Source organism: Robiginitalea insularis, assembly GCF_052497835.1.
This window is the reverse complement of sequence record NZ_CP199296.1, coordinates 1,767,343-1,782,990: the sequence shown is the minus strand read 5'-3', so window position 1 is coordinate 1,782,990 and position 15,648 is coordinate 1,767,343. Positions and strand designations below refer to the sequence as shown.

15 protein-coding genes are annotated in these 15,648 nt (G+C 47.8%); 12 read left to right on the top strand and 3 right to left on the bottom strand.

The window, feature by feature from the left end:
* Positions 1–125 precede the first annotated feature (125 nt).
* From ACT6NV_RS08200 to ACT6NV_RS08180, 5 genes are all read left to right on the top strand, one after another.
* Complete coding sequence (locus ACT6NV_RS08200) at positions 126–1,019, top strand: metallophosphoesterase (protein ID WP_445383995.1); 894 nt, start codon at positions 126–128, stop codon at positions 1,017–1,019.
* Positions 1,020–1,193: 174 nt separating this feature from the next.
* Positions 1,194–2,510 (top strand): gluconate:H+ symporter, encoded by a 1,317-nt coding sequence (locus ACT6NV_RS08195; RefSeq protein ID WP_445383994.1) that lies wholly within the window; start codon positions 1,194–1,196, stop codon positions 2,508–2,510.
* Positions 2,511–2,517: 7 nt separating this feature from the next.
* A complete protein-coding gene (locus ACT6NV_RS08190) occupies positions 2,518–2,982 on the top strand; it encodes a RidA family protein (protein WP_445383993.1) in 465 nt (154 codons plus the stop codon).
* A gap of 3 nt (positions 2,983–2,985) precedes the next feature.
* Entirely contained in the window at positions 2,986–4,104 is a 1,119-nt protein-coding gene (locus ACT6NV_RS08185) for a D-TA family PLP-dependent enzyme (protein ID WP_445383992.1), read from the top strand.
* Between the two features lie 83 nt (positions 4,105–4,187).
* Positions 4,188–4,838, top strand: coding sequence for a hypothetical protein (locus ACT6NV_RS08180; protein WP_445383991.1), 651 nt, complete (start codon positions 4,188–4,190; stop codon positions 4,836–4,838).
* A 14-nt stretch (positions 4,839–4,852) separates the two neighbouring features.
* On the opposite strand, the gene ACT6NV_RS08175 is transcribed toward ACT6NV_RS08180, so the two are convergent.
* Complete coding sequence (locus ACT6NV_RS08175; protein WP_445383990.1) at positions 4,853–7,030, bottom strand: acylase; 2,178 nt, start codon at positions 7,028–7,030, stop codon at positions 4,853–4,855.
* A gap of 223 nt (positions 7,031–7,253) precedes the next feature.
* Between ACT6NV_RS08175 and ACT6NV_RS08170 the strand changes: the two genes are divergently transcribed.
* From ACT6NV_RS08170 to ACT6NV_RS08140, 7 genes are read left to right on the top strand one after another with little or no spacing between them, the layout of a single operon-like run.
* The gene (locus ACT6NV_RS08170; protein ID WP_445383989.1) at positions 7,254–7,682 is read left to right on the top strand and encodes a SoxR reducing system RseC family protein; all 429 of its coding nucleotides are present in this window, start codon (positions 7,254–7,256) and stop codon (positions 7,680–7,682) included.
* Between the two features lie 6 nt (positions 7,683–7,688).
* Entirely contained in the window at positions 7,689–8,567 is an 879-nt protein-coding gene (locus ACT6NV_RS08165) for a Fe-S cluster domain-containing protein (protein ID WP_445383988.1), read from the top strand.
* Positions 8,560–9,894 (top strand): electron transport complex subunit RsxC, encoded by a 1,335-nt coding sequence (gene rsxC / locus ACT6NV_RS08160; protein WP_445383987.1) that lies wholly within the window; start codon positions 8,560–8,562, stop codon positions 9,892–9,894. Before ACT6NV_RS08165 ends, rsxC begins: the two co-directional genes overlap by 8 nt.
* On the top strand, positions 9,891–10,901 hold the full coding sequence (locus ACT6NV_RS08155) for an RnfABCDGE type electron transport complex subunit D (RefSeq protein ID WP_445383986.1): 1,011 nt from the start codon (positions 9,891–9,893) through the stop codon (positions 10,899–10,901). Before rsxC ends, ACT6NV_RS08155 begins: the two co-directional genes overlap by 4 nt.
* 2 nt (positions 10,902–10,903) lie before the next feature.
* Complete coding sequence (locus tag ACT6NV_RS08150) at positions 10,904–11,500, top strand: RnfABCDGE type electron transport complex subunit G (protein WP_445383985.1); 597 nt, start codon at positions 10,904–10,906, stop codon at positions 11,498–11,500.
* Between the two features lie 4 nt (positions 11,501–11,504).
* The gene (locus ACT6NV_RS08145) at positions 11,505–12,110 is read left to right on the top strand and encodes an RnfABCDGE type electron transport complex subunit E (protein ID WP_445383984.1); all 606 of its coding nucleotides are present in this window, start codon (positions 11,505–11,507) and stop codon (positions 12,108–12,110) included.
* 1 nt (position 12,111) lies between these two features.
* Complete coding sequence (locus ACT6NV_RS08140) at positions 12,112–12,687, top strand: electron transport complex protein RnfA (protein ID WP_445383983.1); 576 nt, start codon at positions 12,112–12,114, stop codon at positions 12,685–12,687.
* 22 nt (positions 12,688–12,709) lie between these two features.
* Here the strand turns inward: ACT6NV_RS08140 and ACT6NV_RS08135 are convergent, their stop codons facing one another.
* Positions 12,710–13,720, bottom strand: a complete 1,011-nt coding sequence (locus ACT6NV_RS08135; protein ID WP_445383982.1) for a 2-oxoacid:ferredoxin oxidoreductase subunit beta — start codon at positions 13,718–13,720, stop codon at positions 12,710–12,712.
* Positions 13,721–13,722: 2 nt separating this feature from the next.
* Positions 13,723–15,582 carry a 2-oxoacid:acceptor oxidoreductase subunit alpha gene (locus ACT6NV_RS08130; protein ID WP_445383981.1) on the bottom strand — a complete coding sequence of 620 codons (1,860 nt, stop codon included), beginning with the start codon at positions 15,580–15,582 and terminating at the stop codon, positions 13,723–13,725.
* Positions 15,583–15,648: the final 66 nt, after the last annotated feature.

Here is a 15,648-nt window from a genome sequence, read left to right as displayed (position 1 = left end):
TGGACGTCTGTAAACACCTTAGTCTGCATTTTCCCTTTAAAATTACAAAGAATTCGTCATTGTTTAATTTTAGGGATTCCTGCTGTATTTCCACTTTTTTGTGATCTTTATGGAAATTTAAGTCCATGTCCTCGCAAAAACGGCTTAGCCGTGCCTATCATAGGGCGAAAGTCATCCCCTTCAACGATCGCTCAAGGTTTATACTCTTCAGCGACTGCCACAGGGGAGATAACAGTTTTGCAGACGATTTTGCCAACAACCGGAATATTTACTTTCACGCCCTGCAGCATTACTACAAAGCAGGTTTTATTTATTGTGAACTGGGTGACGGAGATGAACTTTGGGAAAACCTTCATTTCGAAGCCATTTTTGAGGCGCACAAAAATGTTTATGGGCTCCTTCGAAAATTCTATCTGGACAACCGCCTCCACATGGTCTGGGGAAATCACGATATGGTTTACAAGGATCCTAAATATGTCAGGGAACACCTCAGCAGTTATTTTGAACCCATAGAAGGTAAAAATAAAGAGCTGTTGGAAGGAATTCAGTACAATGAGGCAATTGTCCTGAAACACGAAAACAGCGGGCAGGAAGTATTCCTTTGCCACGGACATCAGGCAGACTGGTGGAATTACACCTTCTGGAGATGGAGCCGTTTTCTCGTAAGGGTGCTTTGGAAACCCCTGCAGGTGTGGGGTATTGCAGACCCTACCTCGCCGGCGAAGAATTACAAAGAATTGATCCGCCTGGAAAAGCGGATTAAAAAATGGATCGTGGCACATAATCTCAGAATCACAATTGCCGGCCATACGCACCGGCCCCGGTTTCCCGAACCGGGAGAAATCCCGTTTTTTAACGATGGCAGTTGCGTACACCCCCGAAGTATAACAGGCATTGAAATAGAAAATGGTCAGATCAGCCTGATTAAATGGCATATCGCAACAACCGAAGAAGGGGTTTTAAGGGTGGTCCGGGTATTGCTTGAGGGGCCGCAAAACCTTAAAGACTATGCGCTCTGAGGCCGAAGGAATAAGCTCACAGGCATATACATAAAATATTAAGTCACGACTGTTGTGGTTCTTTATGCCCGAAATGACCGGCCACAGGAATTTTTACCTCAGTGGCTTGAAATTGGCAGGTCACCCACCGGGATTTAGTATCTTTAAATCAGAAACACTTAGAACCCAGCCCGCATGCCCTTACTCATTGTAATTGGCGGTATCCTGCTGCTATTTTTGCTTATAGCCCGTTTTAAACTCAATGCCTTTATCAGTTTTATTATCATCTCGCTGCTCGTGGGGCTGGCGGAAGGTATGCCCCTGGATGCGCTTATTAGCGCCATTCAAAATGGCATTGGCAATACCCTGGGGTTTTTGGTCATCATTCTGGGGCTTGGGGCCATGCTGGGGAAACTGGTAGCAGACAGTGGGGCAGCACAACGCATTACCTCCGGCCTGGTTAACCGCTTCGGTAAAAAATATGTACAATGGGCCGTGGTCCTTACCGGTTTTATAGTCGGAATTCCAATGTTTTACACGGTTGGTTTTGTGATCCTGGTGCCCCTTGTATTTACAGTTGCCGCAACTACCCGGCTGCCATTGTTATATGTTGGGATGCCCATGCTGGCTTCTCTTTCCGTCACCCATGGATATCTGCCCCCGCATCCGGCACCAACAGCTATTTCTGAAATTTTTCAGGCAGATTTCGGCAAAACCCTGCTCTACGGGATTTTGGTAGCCATCCCCGCCATCATCGTTGCCGGCCCACTGCTTTCGCGCAACTTTAAAAATATACCGGCCAGCCCCTTAAAGGAATTTGTAAATCCGAAAGTCCTGAGCGATGCGGAAATGCCGGGAATGGGTGTCAGCATATTTACAGCCCTCTTACCGGTATTGCTCATTGGCCTGGCAACGCTGAGTGAACTATTATTGCCAGCCGGAAGCCCCGTAAAAAAACTGCTTGGTTTTGTAGGGAACCCTGTTATTGCAATGTTGCTGTCCGTTTTAATGGCTATATATACACTGGGTCTTGCCCATGGTAAACCGATGAAAGAAGTGATGAAGTCCGCATCCAGTTCGGTAAGTGGTATCACCATGGTACTGCTGATCATTGCCGGGGCAGGAGCTCTGAAACAAGTCCTGATAGACAGCGGGGTAAGTGAATACATAGGAGGCCTGCTCCAAAACAGCAGTATTTCTCCACTGGTACTGGCCTGGGGAATTGCCACGGTTATCCGGGTCTGTGTAGGATCGGCTACGGTAGCCGGCCTCACTGCCGCTGGCATCGTCTTACCCCTGGTAGCCCAATCCGATGTTTCCCCTGAACTGATGGTACTGGCCATTGGTTCGGGTAGTCTGATGCTATCCCACGTTAACGATAGTGGGTTCTGGTTGTTTAAAGAATATTTTAACCTGTCTGTTAAGGATACCCTCCGTACCTGGACGGTAATGGAAACCACCGTTGGAATCATGGGGCTGGTAGGGGTACTTTTTCTGGACACTTTTATCTGAAAGCTTTATGGAACAAAATTATGAAGAGCGTATTGCGGCCCTTGGCCTGGAACTTCCTCCTGCCCCTCCTCCTGCAGGATTGTACAAACCCTTGCTGGTAACCGGAAAATACTTGTACGTATCCGGGCAGGCACCCATGTTACCTGATGGATCATATATTACGGGAAAAGCCGGGATTGATCTGAACAGGGAGGAGGCTAAAAAAGCAGCCAGGCAAGTTGCGCTGACCATGTTGGCTACCATCAGGACCCACTATGGTTCCCTGAACGATATAGAGAGGTTGGTTAAAACCCTGGGCATGGTCAATGGCAGTGCTGCTTTTCACGATTACCCTTACGTGATAAACGGGTACAGCGAACTGATGGCTGAGGTGTTCGGACCAGATGCCGGAGTAGGTGCCCGCTCTGCTGTCGGGATGGAACTTCCCGGGAACGTTGCAGTTGAAATTGAGGCAATTTTTAAATTGAAATAACGCATGAAACAGGCCGGAAAAAAATGGTATGCCCTTAGTCATCCGGAGGCGCAGATATCCCCTTCCCTGCTGATTTATCCGGATCGCATAAAACACAATATTGACAAAATGCTGGAGATTGCCGGAAGTGCAGCCCGGCTGCGCCCCCACATCAAAACACATAAAATGGCCGAGATCATCCGTATGCAACAACAGGCCGGAATCTCGAAATTTAAGTGTGCCACCCTGGCAGAGGCCGAATTATTGGGCAGGTGTGAGGCAGGGGATGTCTTGGTTGCTTACCCATTGGTAGGACCCGGGCCTGAAAGGTTCCTGCAAATCCAGAAAGCCTATCCCAGGACTCGCTATTCCTGTCTGGTAGACCATTTCCACACCCTGGAAAGGTTACATAAGCTTGCCGAAAAGAAAGCAGATTCATTTGAAGTATTCCTGGACCTGAACGTTGGGATGAATCGCACGGGAATTGCCCCGGGAAAGACCGCTTTTGAATTGTATGCAGCCCTGTGCAAAGATCCCTTTGTCCATCCCAGAGGACTGCATATTTACGACGGGCATCTCAGAAACCCGGATCCCTTGAAAAGAACTGCTGAATGCGACCAGGTTTTTGCAGCTGTCCTCGATCTTAAAGACCAATTAAAAAAAGCAGGCTTCCCGGTGGACACCGTCATTGCAGGAGGCTCTCCCAGCTTTCCTATCCATGCCCGGAGAAAAGAGGTCGAATTAAGCCCGGGGACCACCTTATTGTGGGATGCGCGCTATGCAAGCTCCTTTCCGGAAATGCCCTTTTTAGCGGCGGCTACAGTATTATGCAGACTAATCAGCAAACCCTCTGAGGATATACTTTGCCTGGATCTCGGGCATAAAGCTCTTGCTGCGGAAATGCCTTTTCCAAGGGCTGTTATCCCAGGGCTGGAAGGAGCTACTCAGATAAGTCAGAGTGAAGAACACCTGGTACTAAGAACTGAAAAGGCTTCAAATTTTGATATCGGGCAGGAGTTTTATGCTATCCCCATGCATATTTGCCCTACCGTAATCAAATATCCCAGGGCGGGAGTGGTTGTAAATGCGGAGGTAACAGATCATTGGGAAATAGCCGCAAGGGACTACCAACTAAGCCTTTAAGGCTTAGGCAAAGGGTGCATTTTAACGAAAATTAATGATGATATGGCCCGGTATTTGCTACTTTTATAGCGTAATACTCATGTATGCGCCCTTTACTCTTATCCATTTTATTAATCTGCGGCATCTTCAGTACCCGGGGCCAGACCGATGTACCTGAGACCAAAAAGCTACGCATTGAAGCGAAACCGGATAAGGGTGTCAATCTGAATCCGAATAAAGGCCCTGGCCTTAGTTTACCTCCTGGATTCGGTACTACACCAAATTTTGACCTGAAAGACTCCAAGAATAAAAGCACGGTAAATATGTTGCCGGAAAGGGAATTAAAACAGGCCGGACACGATCTGGTTTTAAAACCGAACATGGGGGAAGGTGAAAAAGGCAACTCCGGAAAACACTTTGGAGACATGTATCTGGGAGACGTTAAGAGTTCTTCCAAATTTGTGGGTATTGTGTGCCGGGACCATGAATTTGTAGACGGAGACCGGGTGCGGATCTATCTTAACGGGGTGGTGGTAGAACCGAATATACTGTTAACCGGTTCCTTTAAAGGGCTCAACCTGGATCTCGACAAGGGGTTTAACCGCCTGGATTTTGAAGCGCTCAACCAGGGGTCTTCCGGCCCGAATACGGCCCAGGTAGACGTGTACGACGAGCTTGGAAAGCTGATTTATTCCAATAAATGGTTGCTTTCTACCGGTTCCAAAGCTTCACTGATTATTGTCAGGGACAACTAACCCACCACTACTACTTATTTTCCCCTTTTACCGGGCTGATATTGTTCTTCTGCCCTGGCCAGCACATCTTCCTTGTAGTAAGGAACTTCCTTGAAATTTGTATCGGCGTAGCGTTTGGCCTGATCATCAAAATGCGGCGATTCAGGGTCCCCGCTCTGGCCTCCCGCCAACAAAGATTTGGCGATAACTTTGGGGCCAAATTCCACCACGGCTACAAAGCTATTCCCTCTTGTCCCGTATATTTTTTTGGTATTGTTGTTATACCGTGCCCCATAAGCCGCCAGAGCACCCCACCTGCCCGAGGCAAATCCGATAGGAATACTCGGTTTGTCATCATCAAAGGGCTGGCGGACGTCTCCATTGAGACGTTGATACCGGTTTACTTCCCCCCAGGGGATATCCCAACTGCCAAAATCCGTACTAAGGCTCGTTAACACGTCCCTGAGTGCATCCAGTCTTTCCGGCATGGGGCTACTGGATCCCAGATATTGCATCAGTTCCATATCGCTCAGCCCATCAGGCCGTGCAGCTATCCGGGCAAAGTAAGTCCCGTAATAATGGGCCAGGGTCATGGCTACAGATGCTTCCGAGGTTCGGTAATCCCATGCCCTTAATACTTCTATAGCCTCTTTCAGGTCTGTGTTTGCTCCCTGGCTGGCATCGTAAGCAGCTATCAGTCCCGGGACCAGCGCTTTAAAAGCAGGCAGATAGGGATCATAAGCCAGTTTGATCAGGCTGTCCAGGGTGTATCCGGAACGACCCTTAAGCAATTCAATGGCATGTACCCCGCGGAAATTTTCCCGATCCATAGACATGTATTTTGGGTAATCTTCCCTTTTGGGGCTGAATTCCAAAGCTGAGGTATAGGGTGTTGAATTACAATTCTGTATCCAGCCATTCGGAGGATTCAGAACCAGGATGTTTTCATCCACGGTATGCAATCCCTGCCAGTCTGTTGCCGGATTGCTGCCATCCACAGCCTCGCGGTAATTGAAGGTTGTATCCCGGCGTGGTATAAAATTGCCGTGGAAGTAGGCAATATTCCCACCAGCATCGGCATAAACTGTATTGTTTGAAGAATTGGTTCGTATATCCATCATCTCCCGAAAGCCTTTGTATCCGTCTTGCTTAGTCCGAATAAAGGACTGCTCCAGCGCCCTTGCGGGATCCCACATCATGGCAGAAGCCACGGGGTTTCCATCCTGTCGGTGAGTTATGGGCCCGTGATGGGTATGGTACATGGAAAAAGTTCTCTTTTTAAGGCTGTCCCCGGCCTTATAGGACAGGCTTACCTCTGATTTTTTAACCCGGCGCCATTCCTCTCCGTACTGATACATGGGTACCCCTTCAATTGTTGTGATGTTCTCTTTAAATTCATCCATAACATCCGTGTAGGTAGAGGTATGCATCCAGCCGGTTTTCTCGTTAAAGCCCTGGTAAATAAAGAACTGCCCCCAGGTAACCGCTCCGTAAGCATTTAGTCCTTCTTCGCTTACCACGTGAATCTCACCCCGAAAATAAAAGGAAGTATGTGGGTTAATCAGCAACATGGCATTTCCGGAAGCCGTCAGGTCTCCTGAAATAGCGATGCCATTGGAGCCCTGTGGTTCCAGTTCGGCTTTTTTTCGCTCCATTTCCGTGGTTTCAGCCTCCGGGAAATCAATACCTTCCTCGTAATAGGCCTTTAGTTTTTGGGTGCTGATCCGCTCAATATCCCCCCCTATTGAACCTTCACTGAAATACATGGGCATCCAGGGTTCAAAACGGCTAAGCAACTTTGGTTGAACCTCGGGATGGGTATGCAGGTAATAATTGATCCCGTCAGCGAAGGCATCACACAACTTTTTGAGCCAGGGAGGGCTGTTTTCATAGGCCTCAACAGCTTCCTGCCGGTCCATAAACAAGCGGGCCCTCAGGTCGCTGTACAAAGCCTCTTCCCCTTCCACCTCGGCGAGGCGGCCAATGGCCCAAATATAGTTTTGTTCCACCCGGTTAAAATCGTCTTCACACTGGGCATATAACATGCCGAAAACAGCGTCGGCATCTGTTTTTCCATATACATGAGGGATGCCAAAATCGTCCCGGATGATCGTCACTCTGGAGGCCTGTTCTTCCCATCTCTCAATTTCATTCTGAGGGCTTTGGCTGCATGAAGCCAGGACTATGAACACTGACAGTACAAAAATTCTCATACTTAGATATTTAGTTGCTATTTATCTGGTTACTGAAATAGCTTCCTGATATTTTTTAAGGTTGTGGAACGCTGTTCCTTTTCCCTATAAATGTAGGGCTAAAATATTTTTTTTGTGCAGAATGGCATCAAAGGCTGCTTTTCATCGCTGACATATATCATAAAATGCCTTGCCTAATATCAGTAGCTTCACTTTATAAACGGATTGGACAACTTCGAGAGTCATGAGTTTAACAGCAACAGAGAAGGATGTGTTTATTCATTCCGGAGTAATTAGCGGGCTTACGGCTGAAACGGTAACGGTTACCCTCAATAAAAATATTCATTGCGAGTCCTGTTCTGCGAAAGGTGCGTGCGGGGTTTCTGAAGGGGTTGACAGGTCTGTTGAAATTGTAGCTCCAGGGTCCAAATATGCCATTGATGAGCCTGTAGAGGTGATCCTTAAAAAGAATCTGGGCTACAAAGCGGTTGTCTGGGCTTATATCTTACCCTTTTTCCTGATGCTGATAACCCTTGTAATCGCTTCATTCTTTCTGGAGGAATGGCTAGCAGGCCTGCTGTCGATTCTGGTCCTTATTCCTTATTTCACTCTGATATATAGCCTGAAACTGTATTTCAGAGAAACTTTTAAAATTACACTACAACGCAACTGAAACACCATGGGAGATTCCATTATATACAGCGTCTTGTTATTGACCCTCCTGGGAGTGGTTGCTGCACTGATACTCTATGTGGTCTCCAAAAAATTCTACGTTTATGAAGATCCGCTGATCGCACAGGTTGAAGAACTGCTTCCTGCAGCCAATTGCGCAGGTTGCGGGTATCCCGGTTGCCGGTCATTTGCTGAAAAACTGGTTACCACAGAGGATATTTCTGAGCTTTTTTGCCCGGTCGGGGGTAATGACGTGATGCTTCAGGTCGCGGCAGCCCTTGGCAAGGAGGTAAAGGAGCAGGACCCTACCGTGGCGGTAATCCGCTGCCAGGGAAGCTGCGAGGTGCGTCCCCGTACCTCGGAATATCAGGGTCCGAAATCCTGTGCCATTTCATCCCTTATATACAGCGGGGAAACCGATTGCCAGTACGGTTGTCTTGGGGAGGGGGACTGCGTGGCGGTCTGCCAGTTTGATGCCATGTATATGGACGAAGCCACAGGACTGCCGGTGGTAATTACAGATAAATGTACCTCCTGTGGCCTTTGTGTGGATGCCTGCCCAAGGGATATCATTGAAATGCGGCCAAAGCAGAAGCGCGACCTGAAGATTTTTGTGGGTTGTCTGAACGAAGAAAAGGGAGGTATTGCAAAAAGAGCCTGTTCGGTAGCCTGTATTGGCTGTTCCAAATGTTATGACATCTGTCCGAAAGAGGCCATAGTGATGGAAAATAATCTGGCCTATATAGATCCCGAAATCTGTACTTTGTGCAGGAAATGCGTCCCTGTTTGTCCCACACATTCAATTATCGAGACAAATTTCCCCCCCAGAAAAGAAAAGATAACAGAACCGAAAGCCGAAAAGCTTAATCCTGAGAACAATGCTTAAGACCTTCCCAAAAGGAGGTATACATCCTCCGGAGAACAAACTGACAGCTTCCCGGCCCATTAAAAGACTCCCGGTTCCCAAAGTGGTATACGTCCCAGTTTCCCAACATATCGGTATTCCTGCTGAAATTGTGGTTGAACGAAAGGACAAGGTTACCCTGGGTCAGGTTATTGCGAAATCCGGCGGTTTTGTTTCTGCAAACATACATGCTCCGGTGGCCGGAACAATTACCAAACTGGATAAGATTGTAGATACCCGGGGTTACAAAAAGCAATGTATCGTGATCCGGACAGACCTCAAAGATGAATCGAATTTAGAGGTGCCGGAACTGCCCCTGAAAAAAGAAATTGAACTGGAACCGGCTGCAATCCTCCAACGTATTTCGGAGTACGGCATAGTAGGCCTGGGAGGAGCTACTTTTCCGGCACACGTTAAACTGAATGTTGGGGATGATAAGCCGCTGGACTGCCTGGTAATTAACGGGGTGGAATGTGAACCCTACCTGACGGCAGACCACCGGCTAATGCTGGAACGGCCGGAGGAAATTCTGGTGGGTATTAAAATCCTGATGCATGCCCTCCATTTAAAAAGGGCTATCATCGGGATTGAAAACAACAAAAAGGACGCCATTGCCATTTTCAGGGACCTTACGCGGAAGGAGCCTGAAATACAGGTAGCCTCTTTAAAGGTCAAATACCCGCAGGGAGGTGAAAAGCAACTGGTAAGGGCATTGCTCAATCGCGAGGTGCCCAAAAACGGCCTGCCTCTTGACGTAGGAGTAGTGGTTCATAATGTGGGAACCGTTTTTGCCATCTATCAGGGTATTCAGCACAACAAGCCACTCATTGAGCGGGTGGTTACGGTAAGTGGCAAAAAGCTGCAACAACCTTCCAACTTCTGGGTAAAAATCGGCACCCCTGTGCAGGACCTGATTAATGAGGCAGGGGGTATCCCGGAGGGAACCCGTAAAATTGTAAGTGGGGGGCCCATGATGGGAAAAGCCCTTAAAAGCCTGGATGTGCCCATAACCAAAGGCACCTCAGGCATATTGGTGATTCCTGAGGATGAAGCCAGCAGAGGGGCGCCCAAGGCCTGTATTCGTTGCGGTGATTGTGTTTCCGTTTGCCCAATGGGGCTGGAGCCCCATTTGTTGATGAATCTCACTGAAAAAGGGATGTTTGAAAAAGCCGGATTAGAAGATATCCTGACTTGTATTGAATGTGGTTCCTGCAGCTATGTATGTCCTTCACACCGACCCCTGCTGGACTACATACGATTTGGAAAGTCTGTTGTCCGGCAGCCCAAAAATCAAAAAAAGCAGGTATGAGCGATCCTTCCATAATTGTTTCCGCTTCTCCTCATGTTCATTCAGACAGAACTTCCAGAAAGATCATGTACGATGTGATCATTGCCCTGGTTCCTGCCTTTCTGGTTTCCATCTATGTTTTTGGGTTTCGCGCATTGATCGCAACCGCTACAGCTGTAATTTTCTGTTTGCTCTTTGAATACGTCATCCAGAAATATATAATGAAAGTGGAAGTTACCATCGCAGATGGTTCGGCGCTCATCACAGGAATTTTACTGGCCTTTAACCTGCCTGCCGGGATTCCGATATGGATGATTGCAGCAGGGAGTTTGGTAGCCATAGGGGTAGCCAAGCTATCTTTTGGAGGGCTGGGCTATAATGTTTTCAATCCGGCACTGGTGGGCCGGGTCTTTCTCCTGATTTGTTTTCCAGTGCAGATGACCCTGTGGCCCACGGCTGTTGAAAATAATACCTCTGTAGTGGATGCCGTAACCGGTGCCACTACCCTTGGGATACTCAAGGAAGGTTTACAATATGGAGAGACTATTAGTTCTTTAAGCGACCGTATCCCATCCACCCTTAACATGTTTATGGGTGTTACCGCAGGGTCACTGGGGGAGATTTCGGCAATTGCCCTGATTCTGGGAGGAGTATTCCTGATAGCGCGAAAAGTGATTTCCTGGCATATTCCATTGACCGTACTGGCCACCATCGTCCTGTTGACCGGTATTTTCTGGAGTATAAACCCTGAACAGTACGCAAACCCTTTGATACACCTCCTGTCTGGCGGAGCAATTCTGGGGGCCATTTATATGGCTACAGACCTGGTCACCAGCCCCGTAACAAAAAAGGGGATGGTTGTTTTTGCCATCGGTATAGGTTTGATAACCGTGGTTATCCGGCTATTTGGCTCCTATCCGGAAGGGATATCCTTTGCTATTCTGATTATGAATGCATTCGTACCCCTGATCAACAAAGCTTTTAAACCCAGAAGGTTCGGAGCCCGAATAAAAGCCAAAATCATGTAAAGATGAAGCAGAAAAAATCAACACTCCCGAACATGATCCTGGTGCTCTTTATGACTACCCTGGTCTCAGGCCTGTCTCTGGGGTATGTAAACGACCTGACTGAGGCCCCGAGGGCCCGCGCCAAACTCGCCAAAAAAGTAAATGCCATCAATGCGGTCCTGAATGCATATGACAACAACCCCCTTTCCGAAGTCATTCGGGTTCCTTCTGAAGAAGGGAAAGACAGTATAGAAATATATCCGGCCTTTCGCGATAGTGTATTTATTGGAGCTGCCGTTACCGGCAGTTCGGACAGGGGCTATAACGGATTGATCAAACTTATGGCGGGTTTTAATGCAGAGGGCACCATTATCAGAATAGCAGTCCTCGAACAGAAAGAAACTCCGGGTTTAGGCAACAAAATCACCGGGAACAGATTCCTGGATCAATTCAGGGACCAGGATCCGGGCAAATACAGCCTGAAGGTTAAAAAAGATGCGGGTGATATAGATGCCCTGTCAGGAGCTACAATCAGTTCCAGGGCCTTCGGTGAGGCGGCTCAACAGGCCTATGACCACTTTATGAAAAACAGGAAAATAGCAGAACAACCCATTCATTAGAGCCATGGCTGAAAACACGGATTACCGACAAAACTTCCTGAAGGGGATCATCAAAGAAAACCCCGTATTTGTTATGCTTTTGGGGATGTGCCCTACTCTGGGGGTCACCTCATCTGCCGTAAACGGGCTTGGTATGGGGATAGCCACTTTGTTTGTACTGCTCATGTCCAACGCCGTTGTTTCGCTTATTAAATCTCAGGTACCTGCAAAGGTGCGAATCCCGGTTTTTATAGTGATTATTGCCTCTTTTGTGACAGTGGTGGAAATGGTCTTAGAAGCTTACCTTCCCTTTTTATATGAGCAATTGGGAATATTCATCCCACTAATAGTAGTAAACTGCCTCATATTGGGAAGGGCAGAAGCCTTTGCATCCAAAAACAGGCTGGGAGCATCCCTCATAGATGCGTTGGGCATGGGCCTGGGATTTACCCTGGCTTTGACTGTTCTTGGAGCAACACGCGAAATCCTCGGTAACGGCAGTATTTTTGAATACCGATTCATTTCTGAAGAGGCCAATACCCTTATCCTGTTCATTCTTCCCCCCGGGGCCTTTATCGCCCTGGCCTATCTGGCTATGGCCTTTAACAGATTAACCCGTAAAATCGCCTGAAATGGAATTTCTGATCATTCTTATTAGCGCCGTTTTTGTCAACAATATTGTACTGTCGCAATTCCTGGGTATCTGTCCTTTTTTAGGGGTCTCCAGCAAAATAGAAACCTCAGTGGGGATGTCGGGTGCTGTATTGTTTGTGATGACTATCGCCACCACGGCCACCTATTTATTACACAATTATATTCTGACTCCTATGGGCCTGGAGCATCTCAGGACTATTTCATTTATCCTGATCATCGCAGCCTTGGTACAGATGGTGGAAATCATTCTCAAAAAGGTAAGCCCGCCCTTATATCAGGCCCTTGGGGTATTCCTCCCCTTAATCACGACAAACTGTGCAGTATTGGGGGTAGCCATCCTGGCCCTGGGCCTGGCAGACGGAACCTTGCTGAAAGCTGTATTTTTTGCATTTTCCAGTTCTATCGGCTTTGCCCTGGCTATCATTCTATTTGCCAGCATACGGGAATATCTGGAGCTTGCCGACCTACCTGAGGGCATGAAGGGTGTCCCCATTAATTTGCTGATTGCCGGGCTCCTGTCTCTGGCCTTCCTTGGCTTTGCCGGAATGGTTTGACCCCTGTATTTTTTTGGTTGCTTTATCTGACCTCGTAGGTCTCTCCTGAATAGAAAAGGTCATCTGTTTTGGAGAAATCCGAATCTGCCTTAACCTGTTCCATGAGTGCATTGGCGCGCTCCTCAAGGGTAACGTCCTGAAAACTCCTGATAATTCCGGTAACTATTGGATCCTCTAAGCGAACCAGCATTTGGTGCAGGGTGGGGTCCTCTTCTTCAGCGTTATGTACAAGCAGGTCCGCTTCGGTTATTCCATTTTTCCCCAGCTCCACAACTTTCAGTTTAAGCCCTTCAAGCACAATGCCTTTATCCCGGTTTTTTCCAAATATCATGGGTTCCCCATGCACTACATGCAACTGCCTGTCTTCCCGTACGCCTTTATCCGTAAATTGATCAAAACACCCGTTATTGAAAATGACGCAGTTCTGAAGTACTTCAATCAGGGAGGTCCCGTTGAAATTTTCTGCAGCGATAAAGATGTCTGTCATTTCTTTGGGTGAATTACCCGCAACCCGGGCAAAAAAACGGGCCTTAGCCCCCAGGGCCAGTTCCCCGGCCGAGAATGGTGGCTGTGTGTTCCCATAAGGGGAGGATTTTGTCTTTTGCCCAACTGAGGAAGTTGGCGAAAATTGTCCTTTGGTCAGTCCGTAGATCCTGTTGTTGAACAAGATCATATTCAGGTCAATATTGCGTCTTAAAACATGAATAAAGTGGTTTCCACCTATAGCCATACTGTCCCCGTCACCTGTAATTACCCAAACACTGAGTGCCGGATTGGCCAGCTTTACCCCGGAAGCGATGGCAGGAGCCCTTCCATGAATACCGTGCATGCCAAAAGTATCCATGTAGTACGGAAATCGGGATGAACAGCCAATACCGGATATAAACACCACATCTTCCTTCTTTACGCCAACTTCGGGAAGGGCCTTCTGTATAGACCGCAATATCACATAATCGTCACAGCCCGGACACCACCTTACTTCCTGATCGCTTGCAAAATCCTTAAACGTGTATTTCTTTTCTTGTGTTTCCATAACTATGCCAATACTTGTTTGAATTTCTGAACCAGTTCCTCATTACCAAAGGGAAGGCCCTGAATTTTGTTATACTGATAAAAGTCCTGCTCGGTAAATCGGGTTCTGAGAAGCTGTACAAATTGTCCGTTATTTAACTCACAGACAACGCACTTTTTAAAGCGTCCTATCACTTGCCCTGTATTTTTGGGGAGCGGGTTGATATAATTGAAGTGGGCAAAGCCAATACTTCGAATACCTTCCTCATGAAGTTGTTTTACGGCGGTATGAAGGGCGCCATAAGTGCCCCCCCAGCCAATTACCAGAAGTTCCCCTTCCTGTGCAAATTCAGGCACGATCTCCGGAATATACTCCTGCACACGCCTTACTTTTTCGGCTCGTACCTTAACCATGGTTTCATGGTTTTCGGGCACATAGGAAACATTCCCCGTGGTTCCGTCCTTTTCCAGCCCACCTACCCGGTGTTCCAGACCAGCCGTACCGGGGATGGCCCAGTTGCGTGCCAGTGTCTCTTCATCCCGGTCATAAGGATGCCAGGTCTCAGGGGCTTCTTTCAAAATTCTGTGTTTTATTTCCGGCATCTCATCAACCGATTGGATTTTCCAGGGAGCCGAACCATTTGCAATATAGCCATCGGTCAAAAGGATTACCGGGGTCATATGTTCCAGGGCCAATTTGGCCGCCTGATAGGCAAAATTGTAGCAATTTGCAGGTGTACTGGCAGCAATTACAATAACAGGGCTTTCCCCGTTTCTTCCATACATGGCCTGCAACAGATCTGATTGTTCTGTTTTGGTTGGCAGCCCGGTAGAGGGACCTCCCCTTTGAACATTTACTACAACCAGTGGCAATTCAACCATCATTGCCAGGCCAAGGGCTTCTCCTTTGAGGGCCAGTCCGGGGCCGGAGGTGGTGGTAACGGCCAGACTGCCTGCAAACGAGGCACCTATTGCGGAGGTAATCCCCGCAATTTCATCTTCAGCCTGCAAGGTTTTTACCCCAAAGTGCTTGTGTTTTACCAATTCGTGCAGGATTTCGGAAGCCGGGGTAATCGGGTAGGACCCCAAAAACAGGTTCAAGCCAGATTTTTCAGCTGCAGCCAAAAATCCCCAGGCTGTGGCAGTATTTCCCATAATGACCCTGTAGGTGCCCGGGGTCATTTTTGCCGGGGCAATATTATAGGAGTTGGGAATGAGTTCCAGTGTTTCTGCGTAATAGTATCCCGCATTCAGCACTTTGGTGTTCGCCTCTACCAATTCGGGTTGTTTTGCGAATTTTTTCCTGAAAAAATCGATAGTGTGTTCCGGGGAACGATGGTACATCCAGTACACCATGCCCAGGGCAAACATATTTTTGCTCCGGTTAATGGTTTTGTTGTCCAGCCCCTTCACATCCCGCAGCGCTTCTTTTGTAAGGCTTGTCATGGAGACTTCAATTATCCGGTAATTGTGCAGGCTTCCATCTTCCAGGGGGCTGGAGGAATAATGCGCTTTTTCAAGATTTTTTTTCGTAAAGGAGTCAGTGTCAACAATAAGTGTATGACCAGGCTTTACTGCATATAAGTTGGTCTTCAAACCTGCCGGGTTCATGGCAACCAGCAAATCAACATTATCCCCGGGGGTACTTACCTCAATACTCCCTATGTGCACCTGGTAGCCGGAAACCCCGTACAGACTCCCCTGGGGGGCCCGGATTTCTGAAGGGTAGTTGGGGAAGGTGGCAACGTCATTTCCAAACATGGCCGAAGTATCTGTAAACTGGGTACCGGTTAGTTGCATTCCGTCTCCGGAATCCCCTACAAATCTGATTACAACCGCTTCCAGTGCCGTGCTTTCCTTTTTTTTGCTTTTTACATTGATCATGGTTTCCACTGCTTTAAGATGGTCCAAAATGTATTTCAGGACGATACACTAAATATACCATAGCTG